The organism is Haliea sp. E1-2-M8 (assembly GCF_030649675.1).
In the GTDB taxonomy this organism is placed as follows: domain Bacteria; phylum Pseudomonadota; class Gammaproteobacteria; order Pseudomonadales; family Halieaceae; genus Haliea.
Map to the genome: position 1 here is coordinate 20,659 of NZ_JAUTDR010000011.1, position 14,924 is coordinate 35,582.

General features: G+C 64.7%; 15 protein-coding genes. 6 read left to right on the top strand and 9 right to left on the bottom strand.

The window, feature by feature from the left end; all coding sequences use genetic code 11:
- Positions 1-17: 17 nt before the first annotated feature.
- Both Q6D67_RS10670 and Q6D67_RS10675 read right to left on the bottom strand, forming a co-directional pair.
- Entirely contained in the window at positions 18-2,294 is a 2,277-nt protein-coding gene (locus Q6D67_RS10670) for a hypothetical protein (protein ID WP_304705597.1), read from the bottom strand.
- Positions 2,295-2,582: 288 nt separating this feature from the next.
- Positions 2,583-3,812 carry an Nramp family divalent metal transporter gene (locus tag Q6D67_RS10675; RefSeq protein ID WP_304705598.1) on the bottom strand — a complete coding sequence of 410 codons (1,230 nt, stop codon included), beginning with the start codon at positions 3,810-3,812 and terminating at the stop codon, positions 2,583-2,585.
- Between the two features lie 86 nt (positions 3,813-3,898).
- On the opposite strand from Q6D67_RS10675, the gene Q6D67_RS10680 reads away from it, so the two are divergent.
- From Q6D67_RS10680 to Q6D67_RS10695, 4 genes are read left to right on the top strand one after another with little or no spacing between them, the layout of a single operon-like run.
- Complete coding sequence (locus Q6D67_RS10680; protein ID WP_304705599.1) at positions 3,899-4,750, top strand: glycosyltransferase family 2 protein; 852 nt, start codon at positions 3,899-3,901, stop codon at positions 4,748-4,750.
- Positions 4,751-4,802: 52 nt separating this feature from the next.
- Entirely contained in the window at positions 4,803-5,549 is a 747-nt protein-coding gene (locus Q6D67_RS10685; RefSeq protein ID WP_304705600.1) for a hypothetical protein, read from the top strand.
- 4 nt (positions 5,550-5,553) lie between these two features.
- Entirely contained in the window at positions 5,554-6,018 is a 465-nt protein-coding gene (locus tag Q6D67_RS10690; protein ID WP_304705601.1) for a GNAT family N-acetyltransferase, read from the top strand.
- A 7-nt stretch (positions 6,019-6,025) separates the two neighbouring features.
- Entirely contained in the window at positions 6,026-6,436 is a 411-nt protein-coding gene (locus tag Q6D67_RS10695) for a hypothetical protein (RefSeq protein WP_304705602.1), read from the top strand.
- Between the two features lie 12 nt (positions 6,437-6,448).
- Here Q6D67_RS10695 and Q6D67_RS10700 read toward each other — a convergent pair whose 3' ends face one another.
- From Q6D67_RS10700 to metG, 7 genes are all read right to left on the bottom strand, one after another.
- Positions 6,449-7,162, bottom strand: coding sequence for an electron transport complex subunit E (locus tag Q6D67_RS10700; protein ID WP_304705603.1), 714 nt, complete (start codon positions 7,160-7,162; stop codon positions 6,449-6,451).
- On the bottom strand, positions 7,159-7,803 hold the full coding sequence (gene rsxG / locus Q6D67_RS10705; protein ID WP_304705604.1) for an electron transport complex subunit RsxG: 645 nt from the start codon (positions 7,801-7,803) through the stop codon (positions 7,159-7,161). Before rsxG ends, Q6D67_RS10700 begins: the two co-directional genes overlap by 4 nt.
- Entirely contained in the window at positions 7,803-8,831 is a 1,029-nt protein-coding gene (rsxD, locus tag Q6D67_RS10710) for an electron transport complex subunit RsxD (protein ID WP_304705605.1), read from the bottom strand. Before rsxD ends, rsxG begins: the two co-directional genes overlap by 1 nt.
- Entirely contained in the window at positions 8,828-10,381 is a 1,554-nt protein-coding gene (rsxC, locus tag Q6D67_RS10715; RefSeq protein WP_304705606.1) for an electron transport complex subunit RsxC, read from the bottom strand. The genes rsxD and rsxC overlap by 4 nt, the downstream gene beginning before the upstream one ends.
- Positions 10,378-10,992, bottom strand: coding sequence for an electron transport complex subunit RsxB (rsxB, locus tag Q6D67_RS10720; RefSeq protein WP_304705607.1), 615 nt, complete (start codon positions 10,990-10,992; stop codon positions 10,378-10,380). The genes rsxC and rsxB overlap by 4 nt, the downstream gene beginning before the upstream one ends.
- Before the next feature lie 4 nt (positions 10,993-10,996).
- Positions 10,997-11,575, bottom strand: a complete 579-nt coding sequence (gene rsxA / locus Q6D67_RS10725; protein ID WP_370551947.1) for an electron transport complex subunit RsxA — start codon at positions 11,573-11,575, stop codon at positions 10,997-10,999.
- A 112-nt stretch (positions 11,576-11,687) separates the two neighbouring features.
- The gene (metG, locus tag Q6D67_RS10730; protein WP_304705608.1) at positions 11,688-13,340 is read right to left on the bottom strand and encodes a methionine--tRNA ligase; all 1,653 of its coding nucleotides are present in this window, start codon (positions 13,338-13,340) and stop codon (positions 11,688-11,690) included.
- Between the two features lie 184 nt (positions 13,341-13,524).
- Between metG and apbC the strand changes: the two genes are divergently transcribed.
- Positions 13,525-14,340 carry an iron-sulfur cluster carrier protein ApbC gene (gene apbC, locus Q6D67_RS10735; RefSeq protein WP_304705609.1) on the top strand — a complete coding sequence of 272 codons (816 nt, stop codon included), beginning with the start codon at positions 13,525-13,527 and terminating at the stop codon, positions 14,338-14,340.
- 16 nt (positions 14,341-14,356) lie between these two features.
- Entirely contained in the window at positions 14,357-14,923 is a 567-nt protein-coding gene (gene dcd / locus Q6D67_RS10740) for a dCTP deaminase (RefSeq protein ID WP_304705610.1), read from the top strand.
- The last annotated feature ends 1 nt before the right edge of the window (position 14,924 follow it).

Below are 14,924 nucleotides of genomic sequence, written 5' to 3' on the forward strand. Positions count from 1 at the left end.
CCTCAACTGCTGTAGCGTCAGTCACAGCCCTCGGGCCGTGGTGAGAAATCACACTCGTCGGCAGGTGGCGATGAGCGGCAGGCAAATGTCTTGGCGAAAGGCGCGCCGCCTGTCGGAGTGAGGGTAACGTTGATGTTGCCGTCGCCACCCTCGCCGTCAGTTTCCAGCCGGAATCCAAAGGCACCCGGAGCGGCGCTGGCGGGGACGGTCACAGCACCTTCTGGGACCGCAACGGTACACTCACCCGTGGCTGACACGGAAATGCTTGAACCCGCAGGTGGCCGATTGTTGAATATATCCGATACATAAACGGTGAAGACATCCGACTCGTTGGTTCCGTCAACTACTCCACGCGTGCGGTTGTTTACCAGAATCATTTCCCAGTCGGGATCGGCGGACAGGATCAACACGGTCTGCGCACGAACGTTCACCAGCTCGCGGCTGCACCAGACACCGTCACCTTCCAGCGGGCACAAAAGGCCGTTGTAAACCGCGGGTCCTTCGTTGGTGAAGGAATTGGTGTCGTTGAAATTGAAGCGGCCGTCACTGTTAAAATCGACAAATGTCTCCTCGAAACCGGAGATGCAGGCGAGGCTGTTGCGGCTGTCGTCGCAATCCGTCACCGGATTGAAGCGGCCGTCTTCGTTGTGGTCGATGAAAGCCTCGGTGAGGTTCGCAAACAGGTTCCGCTCATCCCGGTCCATGATGCCGTTGCCATTGCGGTCGATGAAGGACTCCTCACCAACTGCGTAGACCAGCACCCTGGAGCGGCCGCCACGCACGGGGCCGAGGTCATCGGGGCAGGGGAAGCCACCGTTTCTGCCGTTCGGTCTGCCGTTGTGGCTGGGGCAGCTGCCATAGGTTTCCGGGTCGTTTATTCTGACGATGCGGTCTGCGCCCTCAAAGGTCGGGGTTCTGGGCTCGCTGCTGGTCCAGGTTACGCTGCAGGCGCCCGATGTTGTCGAGCAGGAAGGCTCGATCGAGCCGTATTCGGTGGTGAATATGGCCGCGGTGCCATCCGGCACGGGATTGTTGAACTTGTCTGCCATTCTGACAGTCAGTGTCTTGCGCACGCCGTCAACGGTAAAGCCCTGCGCGACAACGAAGCCGCCTTGGACCGACAGGCTGATGGAGTCCTGGTCGGGCAGACCAGTGCTTACGACCAACACACTGGATACGGTTGAGAGTGTCCTGCCATCGACCACGATGCTCGCGGCCACGCGAACCGGCGTGGGGATGTTGCCAGAGGATACGGTAACCCGGACCTCGCCGCTGGCATCGCTGACTGCGGATGACGGCGACAGCTGCAGCCCGCCGATATCCGTGGTGAGCGCGAAGTTTACCCGTACCCCGCCCAGAGGATTGTCTCTGTCGTCGACTACCTGGAAAACCACGGTTGAAGATTCCTGGCGGCCGGCACCACCGCCGGCAGCACCGCCCGTACCCTTGAGGACGATGGTCTCGGGTGTTGCGCTGACGAAGCGGAGGCTCCGGGCCACAGGCTCGGCAACGCTTATCACGCCAATAGCCTCGCCGGAACCGCCTTCCAGGGTGGCTGTCAGGCTGTCCTCTCCGGTGCAACCCACAGCCGTATAGGTGACGTTGATCTGGCCGGTGGTGGTGGTTATGGGGCTTCCCGGATCCAGCGTCGCCCTGTCGGTGACCAGGCATTCGCTGCTGATACGGATGCTTTCCTCGGAGTCCACGCGCAGGCCGTCTTCATCCACTATCGCGACCAGCAATTGCGCGGAGCCGTCCGCAACCAGATCCGACGCCGGCTCAATGCCAATCTCACCGGGAAAGAAGGTACCGTCCTGGAAGTAGCCCAGACGCAGGGCGGCGGGTACGATCTGGAAGCTTATCGTCTCCGTGACCGTGCCAGCGGGTGCATCCGCAGTCACGGTGACGGTGCCTGCGCCAAGAGTGCCATCCGTGTCCAGTTGCAGGGTCGCCACGCCCTCGCTATTGGTCAGCCCGGTGCCGGTATCCGGTGAAAAGACGCCCAGGGTGGTCGTTGCGGTTACCACCGCATCAGCGATCGGCGTGCCGCTGGCGCGGGTACGGTTGACCTTTACCTGCAGGGTTGCGGGGGTAGTTGAGGTTACGGTGCTGGTGGGGTCACCGTTCGCATCCAGCAGCGCCAGCGACAGAAACCAGGTGACATCGTCGTCACCTGGTTCCGGCAGGAAGCCACCGCCACCACCGCCGCCACCACCGCCGCAGGCGAACAGGGTCAATGACAGGGCTAGCGCGACTGCGAGCCGGCTGGTGAGAGTGGCAAACCGAGTATTCATTGTCTTCCCCTTGTGCCCGCTATAGTGGAGAACGTCTTATTCTGCGACCGGACAGATTCCGGGCGAACGCCTTCCGAACAGATCAATCCGCGTACAGGTTAGCACGGTTATAAAAGCAAAACTGTATAAATAACATGATGATAGACAGTTTTTGTGATTTTCTGCACAAACAATGGAGGGTTCTTTCCCCGACCGTCGAAGCGGTCTCTGTTCTCGTTCCTTCAATATTCCAAGAGCGGCCCGCTTTGGCAAGCACTTTCCCGGTAAAAAGGCCGGAAGCCAATTCGCTCAGAGCCAGCCCGCCACCCCCAGCAGCTTGACCACACCCAGGCCGACGGCCACGGCCACCACGATTGCGCCGAGGAGGTTGGCACCGACGCCATTGGTGTGTTGTCCCAACAGTGTGCGGCTGTTCATCACCAGCAGCAGAAACACCGCGACCACTGGCAGCAACAGGCCGTTGGCCATCTGCGCAAACAGGATCGCAGTCAGCGGCCTGGTACCCAGGGCGGCGAACAGCGTGCCGGTCAGGAGGACCGTCACCCAGACCAGGCGGAAGCCGGGCGCGGACAGGTTATTGCGCCAGCCCAGGGCACCGCAGACGGCGTAGGCGGCGGCCAGCGGTGCGGTAATCGCACTGGTGAAGCCGCCCGCAAACAGGCCGGCTGCAAAAACGTACCTGGCCGCCGGGCCCAGCAGGGGTTCCAGTTGCCGGGCCAGGGAACCCCCCTCGAATGCCAGACCGGTGCTGAAGAAAGCCGCCGCGGCGGTGCTCATGATTGCCAGGGTGATAAGGCCGCCGAGGCCAATAGAGAGCCCGCTGTCCAGCCGCGACTCGCGGATAGCCTGGTCGACCGGTATATCGGCCGACCACTTTTCCCGCACTGCATTCGCGTGCAGGAACAGGTTGTAGGGCACCACGGTGGTGCCCACCAGGGCGATCACTACCATGACCGAGCCCTCGGGCAGGGTGGGGCGCAGAAGGCCGAGCAGCAGGTCCTTCGCGGCGGGGGCGACCATTGCCGCGGTCAGCAGGAACACGATACTCATGGTGAGGACCAGCAGGATCAGCGTGCCCTCCAGCAGGCGGTAGCGGCCGCTGGCCAGCAGCAGGGCGGCGCTGCCCCCGATAACGACAGCCCAGAAACCGTCTCCGGGGTTGATGATGTTGTTGAGAGCCAGCGCCGCTCCCGCGATGTTGCCCGCTTCATAGGCCGCGTTGCCAAAGCCCACCGCAGCCACAATCAGCAGCACCGCGAACTTGCCGAACAGTGGGCTGCGAAAGTGGGCACGCATCGCCTCGGCCAGACCCTCGCGGGTGACCAGGCCGAGCCGCGCGCTCATTTCCTGCAGAACCAGGGTGGCCGCGACGGAGAACAGCAGCGCCCACAGCAGGGCAAAGCCGAAATGAGCGCCGGCGCTGCTGGCGGTGGTGATGGTGCCCGGCCCGATGAAGGCAGCGGTCACCAGAAGGCCCGGACCAAAGCGGGAGCGGCGCGGGGAGCCGGCAGTGTTCATGGGTTAGGCCATCGCTGCGAGTGAGCAGCGATAGTAGCAGCCCAGCGCTAGGTTGTGACCCGTGGCTGCTGCTACCATGCCGCTCAATGAGCGCCTCGCCCGCCCCTTTGCCCGCCCTCTGTGTGTCTGTGGTCCTGTATCACAGCGATCTGCTGCGCCTGGAAGAAACCCTCGGCACCCTGCTGCGGGCGGTCCGGGATGCACGCAGTGCGGGGCAGCTCGGCGCGGTAACCCTGGCGCTGATCGACAACTCTGTTTGCGGCGATTATCACCGTTCCCTGCAGCAGCACCTGGGCCGCCAGTCCTGGGCAGAATCCGCGGTCAGCCTTGAGGTTCTGGAGATGCCGGTGAATGCCGGCTATGGCGCGGGCCACAATGAGGCTCTGCAGCACCATGCGGCGGACATTCACCTGATCCTCAATCCGGATGTGGCGACGGCGTCGGACGCCCTGCGACAGGGCCTCGAGTACCTGCGCAACCAGCCGCAGGTGGCGCTGGTGTGCCCGCGAGGGGAGGCCGGCGACGGCAGCCCGGCCTACCTCAGCAAGCGGCTGCCCACGGTCCTGGTGCTGGTGCTGCGGGCCTTTGCCCCGGCCCGGGTGCAGCGGCTGTTTGCTGCCCGCCTGGCGCGCTATGAAATGCATGACCTCCACGCTGCCTGCCAGCCCGCGGCAGTGCCCCTGGCCAGCGGGTGTTTCATGCTGGTCCGCGGTAGCGCGCTGCAGGCAGTGGGGGGCTTCGATGAGCGTTATTTCCTGTACTTCGAGGATTTTGATTTATCCCTGCGCCTGGCAGGGCAGGGTGCTGTCGAATACCTCCCCGGCATGCTGGTGCGCCACTACGGCGGGGGTAGCGCAGGCAAAGGCTGGCGTCATCGCTGGTGGTTCCTGCGCTCCGGGGTGCGCTTCTTCAACGACCATGGCTGGCGCTGGTTCTAGTACCCTCGTGGAAAGCTGGTAGACTTGGCGCTGCACCGGCTTTGGACCTGTAATGTCGACCCTTCGCGAACTCCACAAACTTGCCTGCCTGGACTCCCTTGGCCTGCAGCTGCTGGTGGCCAGAAAGCCGCTGCCCGGCGCGGCTCCCAGCGCACCCCGGGCGGTGGTGGCGCGCCGGACGGCGGTAGAGCGAGCCGCGGTCCCTGCCGAACGCGCGCAGCCGCCAGCCAGTTCACCCACTGCGATTTCACCCGCCGCTGTTGTATCCGGCAGTGCAGGCGCAGCCGACTCTCCGGTTCCCCGGCCGGAGGCCAGCCGCGAGGCGCCCGCGCCAGCCCCGGCCAATCGCGCCCAGGCGGCGGCCCGGGCTCCAGACCCGGGCATTCCCAGGTTTCACCTGGCCGCGGTGGTAGCCGGAGGCTGCCTGTGGCTGGAACCCCTGGCCGGGCCGGAGCTGGAGCAGGAGCCGCTCAAGCTGATTCGCGCCATGGCCTTTGCCCTGCAGCGCAAGCAGGAGAGCCCGCAGGTGACACGCTTTGATTGGCCCCTGCACAGCAATCGCCAGCTGGACCTGAGCGCCGCCGCCGCCGCAGCCGCGCTCACCGGTTTTGTCGTGCGCCAGGTACAGGACCGCCAGTGTCGCGCGCTGGTGTTGCTGGGCCAGGCGGCGGGGGAGCATCTGTTGCAGCCGGAGCTGGACGGGGTGCCCATCGTGCTTCTGCCTGCAACCGGGGAACTGTTGGCGTCGCCGCAGCGCAAGCGCGAGGCCTGGCAGGCGCTCGCCGCGCTGGGCAACTAGTGACATGACACCGGCCGCGCCCGCTATCAGGCCCGGGCTGCTCGCCGATGCTTACCGGATGGCGCGTCTGGATGCGGCGTCGTCACCGTGGCCCTGGAGCGAAGCGCAGTACCTGCGCTGCTGTACGCCCGTGGCGGACAACCGCGAGCGTGCCCTGCTGCTGGAGACAGACAATGAACTGCAGGGCCTGGTGGTTTTCGCCCGGGAGCTTGACGACGGCAGCATCTACAATATCGTGGTCGCCTCCAGCGCGCGTCGCCGTGGCTATGGCGTGTTGTTGCTGGAGGCCGCGATCGAGGCCCTGGTGACAACCGGCGCCCGGCGCTGCCTGCTGGAGGTGCGCAAGTCGAACACCGGCGCCCGCCGCCTGTACGCGTCCTGCGGCTTTCATGTCGACGGTACGCGGCGCAATTATTATCCTCTGCCGCCGGGCCGGGAGGACGCCATTCTGATGTCGCTGGATTTGTGAGGAAGCTATGAACGTGCTGGAAACCGAGTGGTGGTCGATGGCGCTGGCAAGCGAGTGGTGGGCCGAAGCCGAAGAGGATGGCACGATCCTGGTCGGCGACGAGGACGATGTTGGCTGCCTCGAGATCACCACCCTGCACAAGGAGCAGGGCGCCTTTGATGCCCCGGAGCTGCTGCGCATCGCCGAAGAAGAATCGGCTGCCCCCCAGCGTTGGCAGAAGGCAACTTGCGGGGATTTCAGCGGCTGGCAGGCGGCGTTCGTGGAGGAAGATGCGGCTGTACGGGAGTGGTACCTGGCCGCGGGGCCGCTGCTGCTGTTCGTCAGCTACAGCTGTGACGCGGACAACAAGGGCATGGACGATGCGGCGGTGGACGCCCTGCTTGATACCCTGGTGACGGCGGAGGCGAACGCTTCCTGAAGGGCCGCCAGCTCAGCTGATGGTGCCCGTTACCCGGACCCGCTTGGCGCCCTTGACCGGCTTGCTCCTGAGTGCATCCTGGCGGCGCTTGAGCTGGCGATCCAACAGATTCTTCCCTGCAATCAGCAGCCCGGTGAAGATAAACGCTCCCGGGGGCAGGATGGCGAGCAGGAAAGGCTGGTAGTCGGCCACCAGCACCAGTTCCCAGCTGGCGGCAGAGGGGCCGAACAGCAGCTCCATGTTGGCAAACAGCGCGCCGGTACCCAGTAGCTCGCGCAGTCCACCCAGCAGCACCAGTACCACCCCGAACCCCAAACCCATCAGCAGGCCGTCATAGAGCGCGGGCCCGATCGGGTGCTTGCTGGCAAAAGCGTCGGCGCGGCCGAGGATGGTGCAGTTGGTGGTGATCAGGGGCAGGAATATCCCCAGGATCAGGTACAGTTCGAAGGCGAATGCCTGCATCAGCAGTTCGGCGCAAGTGACGGCGGAGGCGATGATCATTACGAATACGGGCAGCCGTATGGCGTCGGAAACCACATTGCGGATCAGCGACACCGCGGTATTGGAGCAGACCAGCACCAGGGTGGTGGCCGCCGCCAGGCCGAGGGCATTGACCACACTGCCGGTTACCGCCAGCAGGGGGCACAGGCCCAGCAGCTGCACCAGCGCCGGGTTGTTTTTCCACAGGCCGTTGAGGGTCAGTTCAGCGTAACTGGGCGTACTCATGAGGTCTCTCCCGCGGGTGCCTGGGTAGCAAACAGGCTGGCGCGCTCACTCTCGACATACTGCAGTGCCCGCAGGATGGCCGCAACCACGGCCCGCGGGGTAATGGTGGCGCCGGTGAACTGGTCGAACGCGCCACCGTCCTTGCGCACCGCCCAGCGTGCGGGCGGGGGATCGCCGAGGGAGCGACCGTCAAAGTCCAGGATCCAGTCCGATTTCTTCAGCTCTACCTTGTCGCCCAGCCCGGGTGTTTCACGATGGCTGAGCACCCGCACGCCGGCGATGCTGCCATCGGCATTTACCCCGACGATGAGCTCAATGTCGCCACTGTAACCGTCGCGGGCAACCACCGGCACGATCACGGCCACCGGCTGCCCGTCCTGGCGTGCGACATACATTGGCCGGTCTTCGCGCAGGCCCAGGCCGTGACTGCCCGCCGGCAGCAGATGGGTGTCGTCCAGCATGCTGTTGTCGTGGCGCTCCCGGGGAATGATCTCCAGCAGTGCCCGCTCCTCGGCCTTGCGCCGCTCCGCTGCGATCGTGTCCTTGGTCAGCAGCCAGGTGCCGGCTATAAGGAAAGCCGTCAGCAGGGCGAAGCCAGCCAGCAGGGCACTGTTGCGGGTGATGGAGCCGAGGACGCGCATCAGGCCTGGCCCCCTGTCTTGCGGTGGCCATAGGTGCGGGGCTGGGTGTAGTGGTCGATGAACGGTGCCGCGAAGTTGGCAATCAACACCGCAAAGGCGACCGCGTCGGGGTAGTTGCCCCAGACCCGGATCAGGTAGACCAGGACGCCGATCAGGGCGCCGAACACCAGCCGCCCGCGTACCGAGACGGCCGAGGACACCGGGTCGGTGATGATGAAGAAGGCACCGAACATGGTGGCGCCGCTCAACAGGTGGAACAGGGGCGAGCCGCCGCTGGCGGAGCTGCCGCCGTCGTGAAACACTGCGGCCATCAGGGTCAGAGCGGCGAGCATGGCCACCGGTGCGTGCCAGGTAAAGATGCGCCGGTACAGCAACCAGGCGCCGCCGGCGAGAAAGGCCAGGTTGGCCCACTCCCAGCCGATCCCTGCCCAGCGCCCGAACTGGGCCGTCTGCTGCCAAAGGTCCTCCAGCAGCAGGCTCTCGTTCTGCCGCAGCACATCCAGCGGCGTGGCCATGGTCACCGCGTCGAAGCTTGCGGGCTGGAAGCAGGCCTGCAGGGCCCGCCACAGGCCGGGCACTTCCGCCAGGCCGCGGGGCGGTGCCCAGGCTGTCATCTGCAGGGGGAAGGAAATCAGCAGCACCACGTAGCCGACCATGGCGGGATTGAAGGGGTTGTAGCCCAGCCCGCCGTAGAGATGCTTGGCCATCAGTACCGCCGAGGCCACGCCGATGGCGATCAACCACCAGGGGGCGTAGGGCGGCAGGGCGATACCCAGCAGCACCGAGGTGACCAGAACGCTGTAATCCTTCAGGTAAAACCCCGGGGATTGGCCGCGCAGTGCCAGCGCCAGCGTCTCGCAGGCGACCCCCACCAGGCAGGCCCAGAGTACGTTGACCAGGGTACCGAAACCGAAGAACCAGGTGAGCACCGCGATGCCGGGCAGGGTGGCCAGCAGCACCTGGCGCATCACCGCGCCGGTACTGATGCTGGCGTGGGCGTGGGGCGAGCTGATCCTGATCAGCGTCATGAGTTGGCCTCGGTTTCAGAGGTGCCCGCAGCGGCAGCTTTCTTCGCCTTGGCGCGCTCAATGGCGGCCTGGATGGGGTCCTCGCCGCCCTCGGCCGCCGTCTGTTCGGCCCGCTTCTCCGCCGCCTGCTTGCGCGCCGCGCGTTTCGCCTCCCGCTCTTCCTCTTCGCGCGCGATCCGCGCCTGGCGGGCTTCAAAACGCAGCCGTGCCTGTTCGGCTTTCTCGTGGTCGCGGCGCTGCTGCAGGATATCTGCCTTGGAGGCGCGATAGTATTGCACCAGCGGGATGGTGCTGGGGCAAACCCAGGAGCAGGCGCCGCATTCAATGCAGTCAAACAGGTTGTGCTGTTCCAGTTTCTCGACTTCCTTGCCCCGGGCAAACCAGTACAATTGTTGCGGCAGCAGGCTGGCGGGGCAGGCTTCGGCACAGAGACCACAGCGGATGCAGGGCTGGGCCGGCGGCGGGGCCGGCAGCTCGGTGACACTGGGCGCCAGCAAACAGTTGCTGGTTTTAACCACCGGCACCTGCGGGCTGGCGAGGGTAAAGCCCATCATCGGGCCGCCCATGACCAGACGCTCGCAGCGCTCGGGCTGGAAGCCGGCGAGGTCCAGCAGGTGCTGCATGGGCGTGCCCAGCAGGACCTCGAAATTCTGGGGTCCGGTGACGGCCTCCCCGGTCACCGTGGTGATGCGGGAGATCAGCGGTTGACCGTGCAGAATGGCATCCCCGACCGCCACTGCGGTGCCGACATTCTGGCACACGATGCCAATATCCACCGGCAGGCCTCCGCTGGGCACCTGCTTGCCGGTCAGGATTTCGATCAGCTGCTTTTCCCCGCCGGACGGGTATTTGGTGGGGAAGGTTACCACTTCCACTGCGGTACCTGTTGCCGCCTTCTCCAGCGCAAGGATAGCCTCGGGTTTGTTGTCCTCTACCCCCAGCAGCACTTCATCCGGGTGCAGGATATGGCACAGGATGACGATACCTTCGATGATCTGCACCGCCCGCTCCTGCATCAGGATGTCGTCGGCGGTAATGTAGGGTTCGCACTCGGTGCCATTGACGACCAGGGTCCTGATCGTCGCCCCGGGCTTGCCGGCCAGTTTGACCGCCGCCGGGAAGCCGGCCCCGCCCATGCCGGCGATACCGGCGGCACGGATCAGCTCCAGCAGCTCCGTCGCCTCGCAGTCGCGGAAATCCGCGACGCCCCGGTGCGCGATCCATTCGTCGCGGCCGTCGCAGTCGATGACAATACAGGGTGCGCTCAAGCCCGAGGGATGGGGGATGGGGCGGTCTTCAATGGCGGCTACGATGCCGGAACTGGGTGCGTGCAGCGGTACGCTGACGTGGCCGCTGGCCTCGGCGATCATCTGGCCCTTGAGCACGCGCTCGCCAACCTGTACCAGGGGTCGCGACGGTGCGCCGATATGCTGGGACAGGGGCAGGACCAGCTGCGGCGGGACGCCGGCGTTGCGAATCGGGCTGCGCAGGGACTGATGCTTGTTCTCGGCGGGGTGAATGCCGCCGTGGAAATCGAACACCCGCCTCATGCGGCACGCTCGGCGGCTTCAGTGTCAGTGGCGATGATGTCGAGGTTGCGACTGGCCGGCTCCGGCAGGCGCCAGTGCCAGGCCTGCAGGCCCTCCGTAAGCGGCAGCATGTCGATACAGTCCACCGGGCAGGGCTCCACGCAAAGGTCGCAGCCGGTGCACTCGCTGGCGATGACGGTATGCATCTGCTTGGCGGCACCGAGTATGGCGTCCACCGGGCAGGCCTGGATGCACTTGGTGCAGCCTATGCACTCGTCTTCGCGAATGAAGGCGACGGTCCTGACCTTTTCCTCACCGTGTTCGGCGTCCAGTGGCGGTGCTTCCACATCCAGCAGATCCGCCAGCGCCTGGATGCCCGCCTCGCCACCCGGGGGGCATTTGTTGATGGCCTCCCCGTTGGCGATGGCCTCGGCATAGGGGCGGCAGCCCGGGTAGCCGCACTGGCCGCACTGGGTCTGGGGCAGGATGGCGTTGATCTGGTCGACAACGGGGTTGCCCTCGGTGCGAAAGCGCACGGCGGCAAAGCCCAGCAGGGCGCCAAAAGGCGCGCCCAGGCCCACCAGCGCGACCAGGGCAGCAAGCAGCGGGTACTGTGTAATCAATTCCACCATCGGCCTAGACCAGCCCCGCGAAGCCCATGAAGGCCAGGGACATCAGGCCGGCGGTTATCATGCCGATGGCTGGACCGCGGAACGGCTCCGGCACGTCGGCGACGGCGAGGCGTTCGCGCATGGCCGCGAACAGGACCAGTACCAGGGAGAAGCCGAGGGCGGCGCCGAAGCCGTAAAACAGTGCCTGCAGGAAGCTGTGGTCGCGATTGATATTGAGCAGGGCCACGCCGAGTACCGCGCAGTTGGTGGTGATCAACGGCAGGTAGACACCGAGTACCCGGTACAGCAGCGGGCTGCTCTTGCGCACCACCATCTCGGTAAACTGCACCACCACGGCAATCACCAGGATGAAGGAAATGGTGCGCAGGTATTCCAGGCCCAGCGGCTCCAGCAGCAGGTAGTAGGTGAGGTGGCTGCAGGCTGACGCCAGGGTGAGAACGAAGGTCGTGGCCATGGACATGCCCATGGCGGTTTCCAGCTTGTTGGACACGCCCATGAACGGGCACAGCCCGAGGAACTGCACCAGGACGAAGTTGTTGACCAGGATGGCCCCGATCAACAGGATGGAATAGTCGGCCAGCACGGAGTCATCGCCAGGAAGTCAGCCAGTGTGTCGCAATGGTAAGTAGTTATCCCGCGGGAAACAATCGCCCGTTGGGGATAAGCCTATAATCGTTAGTCACCCCGGGGCCGGCTCAGGCCGTCTCGGCACTGGCGCTGAGCAGCGCCTCCACCGCGGCCGGGTCGACCCGGGTCAGCAGAGGCTGGAACGGCGCCAGTTCGTGGCCGAGCAGCGGGCCGTCAAGGGCGGTCCAGTCCAGGGAGCATTGTAGAAACGCCTCGGAGCGTTCCGCCATGCCCGGCAGCACCGGTTTCAGATAGGTCATCAGCACCCGGAACAGGTTGACCCCCATGCTGCAGACCGCGTGAACTTCCTGCTCGCGCCCGGTTTCCCTGGCCAGGACCCAGGGTTTCTTCTCGTCGATGTACTGGTTGGCCCGATCCGCCAGGGCGACGATGGCGCGCACGGCCTTGCTGAATTCGCGCTGTTCGTAGGCTGTGGCAATGGCCTCGCCCTCGTCGAGAAACGCTTGCAGCAGCGCCGGTTCCGCACAGCTCTCGGCGGTGGTGTTGGCGAAGCCCTTGCGCAGGAAGCCGGCACAGCGGCTGGCGATATTGACGATCTTGCCTACCACGTCGGCGTTGACCCGCTGCACGAAATCTTCCAGGTTGAGGTCGATATCGTCGACTGCGCCACTCAGCTTCGCGGCAAAGTAGTAGCGCAGGTATTCCGCATCCAGGTGCTCCAGGTAGGTGCCGGCGTTGATAAAGGTGCCGCGGCTCTTGGACATCTTGGTGCCGTTCACGGTCAGGAAGCCGTGGACGTAGATGGCGGTGGGCGTGCGCAGGCCCGCCGAGTGCAACATGGCCGGCCAGAACAGGCCGTGGAAGTTGATGATGTCCTTGCCGATGAAGTGGTACAGCTCGGCGTCCGCGTCCGCCTGCCAGTAGCTGTCAAAGTCGCGCCCGCTGCGTTCGCAGAGGTTCTGGAAGCTGGCGATGTAGCCGATGGGGGCGTCCAGCCAGACGTAGAAATACTTGCCCGGCTCGTCGGGAATCTCGAAGCCGAAGTAGGGTGCGTCGCGGCTGATGTCCCATTCCTGCAGGCCGGCGTCAGTCCACTCCCGCAGCTTGTTGGCAATCTGCGGCTGCAGGGTGCCTGAATCTATCCAGTCTTGCAGCATGTCTGCCAGGGCCGGCAGGGTGAAAAAGAAGTGGATGGATTCCCTGGGCACGGGGCGAGCGCCGGAAATGGCCGAGACCGGGTCGATAAGGTCCGCGGGGGTGTAGGTCGCCCCGCAGGCCTCGCAGTTGTCCCCGTACTGGTCCGGTGTCTTGCAGCTGGGGCAGGTGCCCTTGATGAAACGGTCCGCGAGGAACAGTTGCTTCTCCGGGTCGAAGGCCTGGACGATGGCGCGGCTGGCGATGTGGCCATTGGCCTTCAGGCGCCGGTAGATTTCCTCGCTCCAGTAGCGGTTCTCGTCGGTGTGGGTGCTGTAGTAGTTGTCAAAGCCGATGTAGAACCCGGCGGCGTCGCGCTCGTGCTCGGCCTTGATCCGGGCAATCTGCTCTTCCGGGGTAATGCCCTGCTTCTCCGCGGTCAGCATGATGGCGGTGCCGTGGGCGTCGTCGGCGCAGACGTACAGGCAATCGTGCCCCCGCGATTTCTGGAAGCGGACCCAGATATCGGTCTGCACCATTTCCAGCAGGTGCCCCAGGTGCAGGGAGCCGTTGGCATAGGGGAGGGCGCTGGTCACCAGTATCTTGCGCGCGCTGCTGTCGGGCATCGGCTTGAACTTTCCATGCGAGAAAAAAGGGGCGTTACTATAGCGGTTTTGCGGCCCGGTTTCACTTACCTGATAATGGTTCGCCAGTGATTGTCGATGCCGCGGAGACTCCCTATACTGGCGTCCGCGGGGCCCGTCACGAGCGCTCGCCCCACTTCACCCACAGTCAGACCCCCGGCCCGCCATGAACAAGATCAAGCACATTATCGCCGTCGCCTCCGGCAAGGGTGGCGTTGGTAAATCCACCACCGCCGTCAACCTGGCCCTTGCCCTGCAGGTGCTCGGCGCCCGGGTCGGATTGCTGGATGCGGACATCTATGGCCCCAGCCAGCAACGTATGCTGGGTATCGCCGAGGGCACCAAGCCCGAGCAGCAGGATGGCCAGTGGTTGTTGCCGGTAATGGCCCACGGCCTGAAAACCATGTCCATGGCCTACCTCACCAGCGAGCGCACACCGATGGTCTGGCGCGGCCCGATGGCGGGCGGCGCCCTGGTGCAGATGCTGGAGCAGACGCTTTGGGGTGAACTGGATTACCTGGTGATCGACATGCCCCCGGGCACTGGCGACATCCAGTTGACCCTGTCGCAGAAGGCAACCGTGGCGGGCGCAGTGATTGTTACCACGCCCCAGGATATTGCCCTGCTGGATGCCCAGAAGGGCATCGAAATGTTCCGCAAGGTCGATGTGCCGATCCTGGGTATTGTCGAGAACATGGCGGTACATATCTGCAGCCAGTGCGGCCATGCCGAGCATATATTCGGCACTGCCGGCGGTGAGCGGGTGGCGCGGGACTATGGCGTGCCGCTGCTGGCCAGCCTGCCCCTGACCCTGTCGATTCGCGAACAGACCGATGCCGGCACACCGACGGTCATGGCGGCGCCGAACTCCCCGGAGAGCGCCCTCTACCTGGATGCAGCGCGGGCGATACAGGCCGCCCTGGAAGGCCGCGATGCGGGCGACGTCCAGCCCTTCCCCAGCATCAGTATTTCCGACGACTGAACGGAGCGTCCCTCAGGTGAGTATCAAGGCAGACAAGTGGATTCGCCGCATGGCGGCAGAGCACGGCATGATTGAGCCCTTTGAACCGGGCCAGGTGCGCACGGACGGGGAGCGCCGGTTGATCTCCTACGGCACCTCCAGTTACGGCTATGACGTCCGCTGCTCGGAGCATTTCAAGGTTTTCACCAACATCAATTCAGCGACGGTGGATCCCAAGGCGTTTGACGAAAACAGCTTTGTGGATGTGCAGGGTGCGGTTTGCGTGATTCCGCCGAATTCCTTTGCCCTGGCCAGTACCGTGGAGTACTTCCGTATTCCTCGCAACGTCTTGACCATCTGTCTGGGAAAATCCACCTACGCGCGCTGCGGTATTATAGTCAACGTGACGCCGCTGGAGCCGGAGTGGGAGGGGCATGTCACCCTGGAGTTCTCCAATACGACCACCCTGCCGGCGAAGATCTATGCCAATGAAGGCGTGGCGCAGATGCTGTTTTTTGAGTCCGATGAAGTCTGTGAAACCAGCTACCGCGACCGTGGCGGCAAGTACCAGGGACAGCGCGGCGTCACCCTGCCCAGGGCCTGAG

Bases quoted from the DNA above. Each gene is read 5' to 3' on its own strand.
- Q6D67_RS10670 (WP_304705597.1), bottom strand. From the start codon at position 2,294: ATGAATACTCGGTTTGCCACTCTCACCAGCCGGCTCGCAGTCGCGCTA.
- Q6D67_RS10675 (WP_304705598.1), bottom strand. From the start codon at position 3,812: ATGAACACTGCCGGCTCCCCGCGCCGCTCCCGCTTTGGTCCGGGCCTT.
- Q6D67_RS10680 (WP_304705599.1), top strand. From the start codon at position 3,899: ATGAGCGCCTCGCCCGCCCCTTTGCCCGCCCTCTGTGTGTCTGTGGTC.
- Q6D67_RS10685 (WP_304705600.1), top strand. From the start codon at position 4,803: ATGTCGACCCTTCGCGAACTCCACAAACTTGCCTGCCTGGACTCCCTT.
- Q6D67_RS10690 (WP_304705601.1), top strand. From the start codon at position 5,554: ATGACACCGGCCGCGCCCGCTATCAGGCCCGGGCTGCTCGCCGATGCT.
- Q6D67_RS10695 (WP_304705602.1), top strand. From the start codon at position 6,026: ATGAACGTGCTGGAAACCGAGTGGTGGTCGATGGCGCTGGCAAGCGAG.
- Q6D67_RS10700 (WP_304705603.1), bottom strand. From the start codon at position 7,162: ATGAGTACGCCCAGTTACGCTGAACTGACCCTCAACGGCCTGTGGAAA.
- rsxG (WP_304705604.1), bottom strand. From the start codon at position 7,803: ATGCGCGTCCTCGGCTCCATCACCCGCAACAGTGCCCTGCTGGCTGGC.
- rsxD (WP_304705605.1), bottom strand. From the start codon at position 8,831: ATGACGCTGATCAGGATCAGCTCGCCCCACGCCCACGCCAGCATCAGT.
- rsxC (WP_304705606.1), bottom strand. From the start codon at position 10,381: ATGAGGCGGGTGTTCGATTTCCACGGCGGCATTCACCCCGCCGAGAAC.
- rsxB (WP_304705607.1), bottom strand. From the start codon at position 10,992: ATGGTGGAATTGATTACACAGTACCCGCTGCTTGCTGCCCTGGTCGCG.
- metG (WP_304705608.1), bottom strand. From the start codon at position 13,340: ATGCCCGACAGCAGCGCGCGCAAGATACTGGTGACCAGCGCCCTCCCC.
- apbC (WP_304705609.1), top strand. From the start codon at position 13,525: ATGAACAAGATCAAGCACATTATCGCCGTCGCCTCCGGCAAGGGTGGC.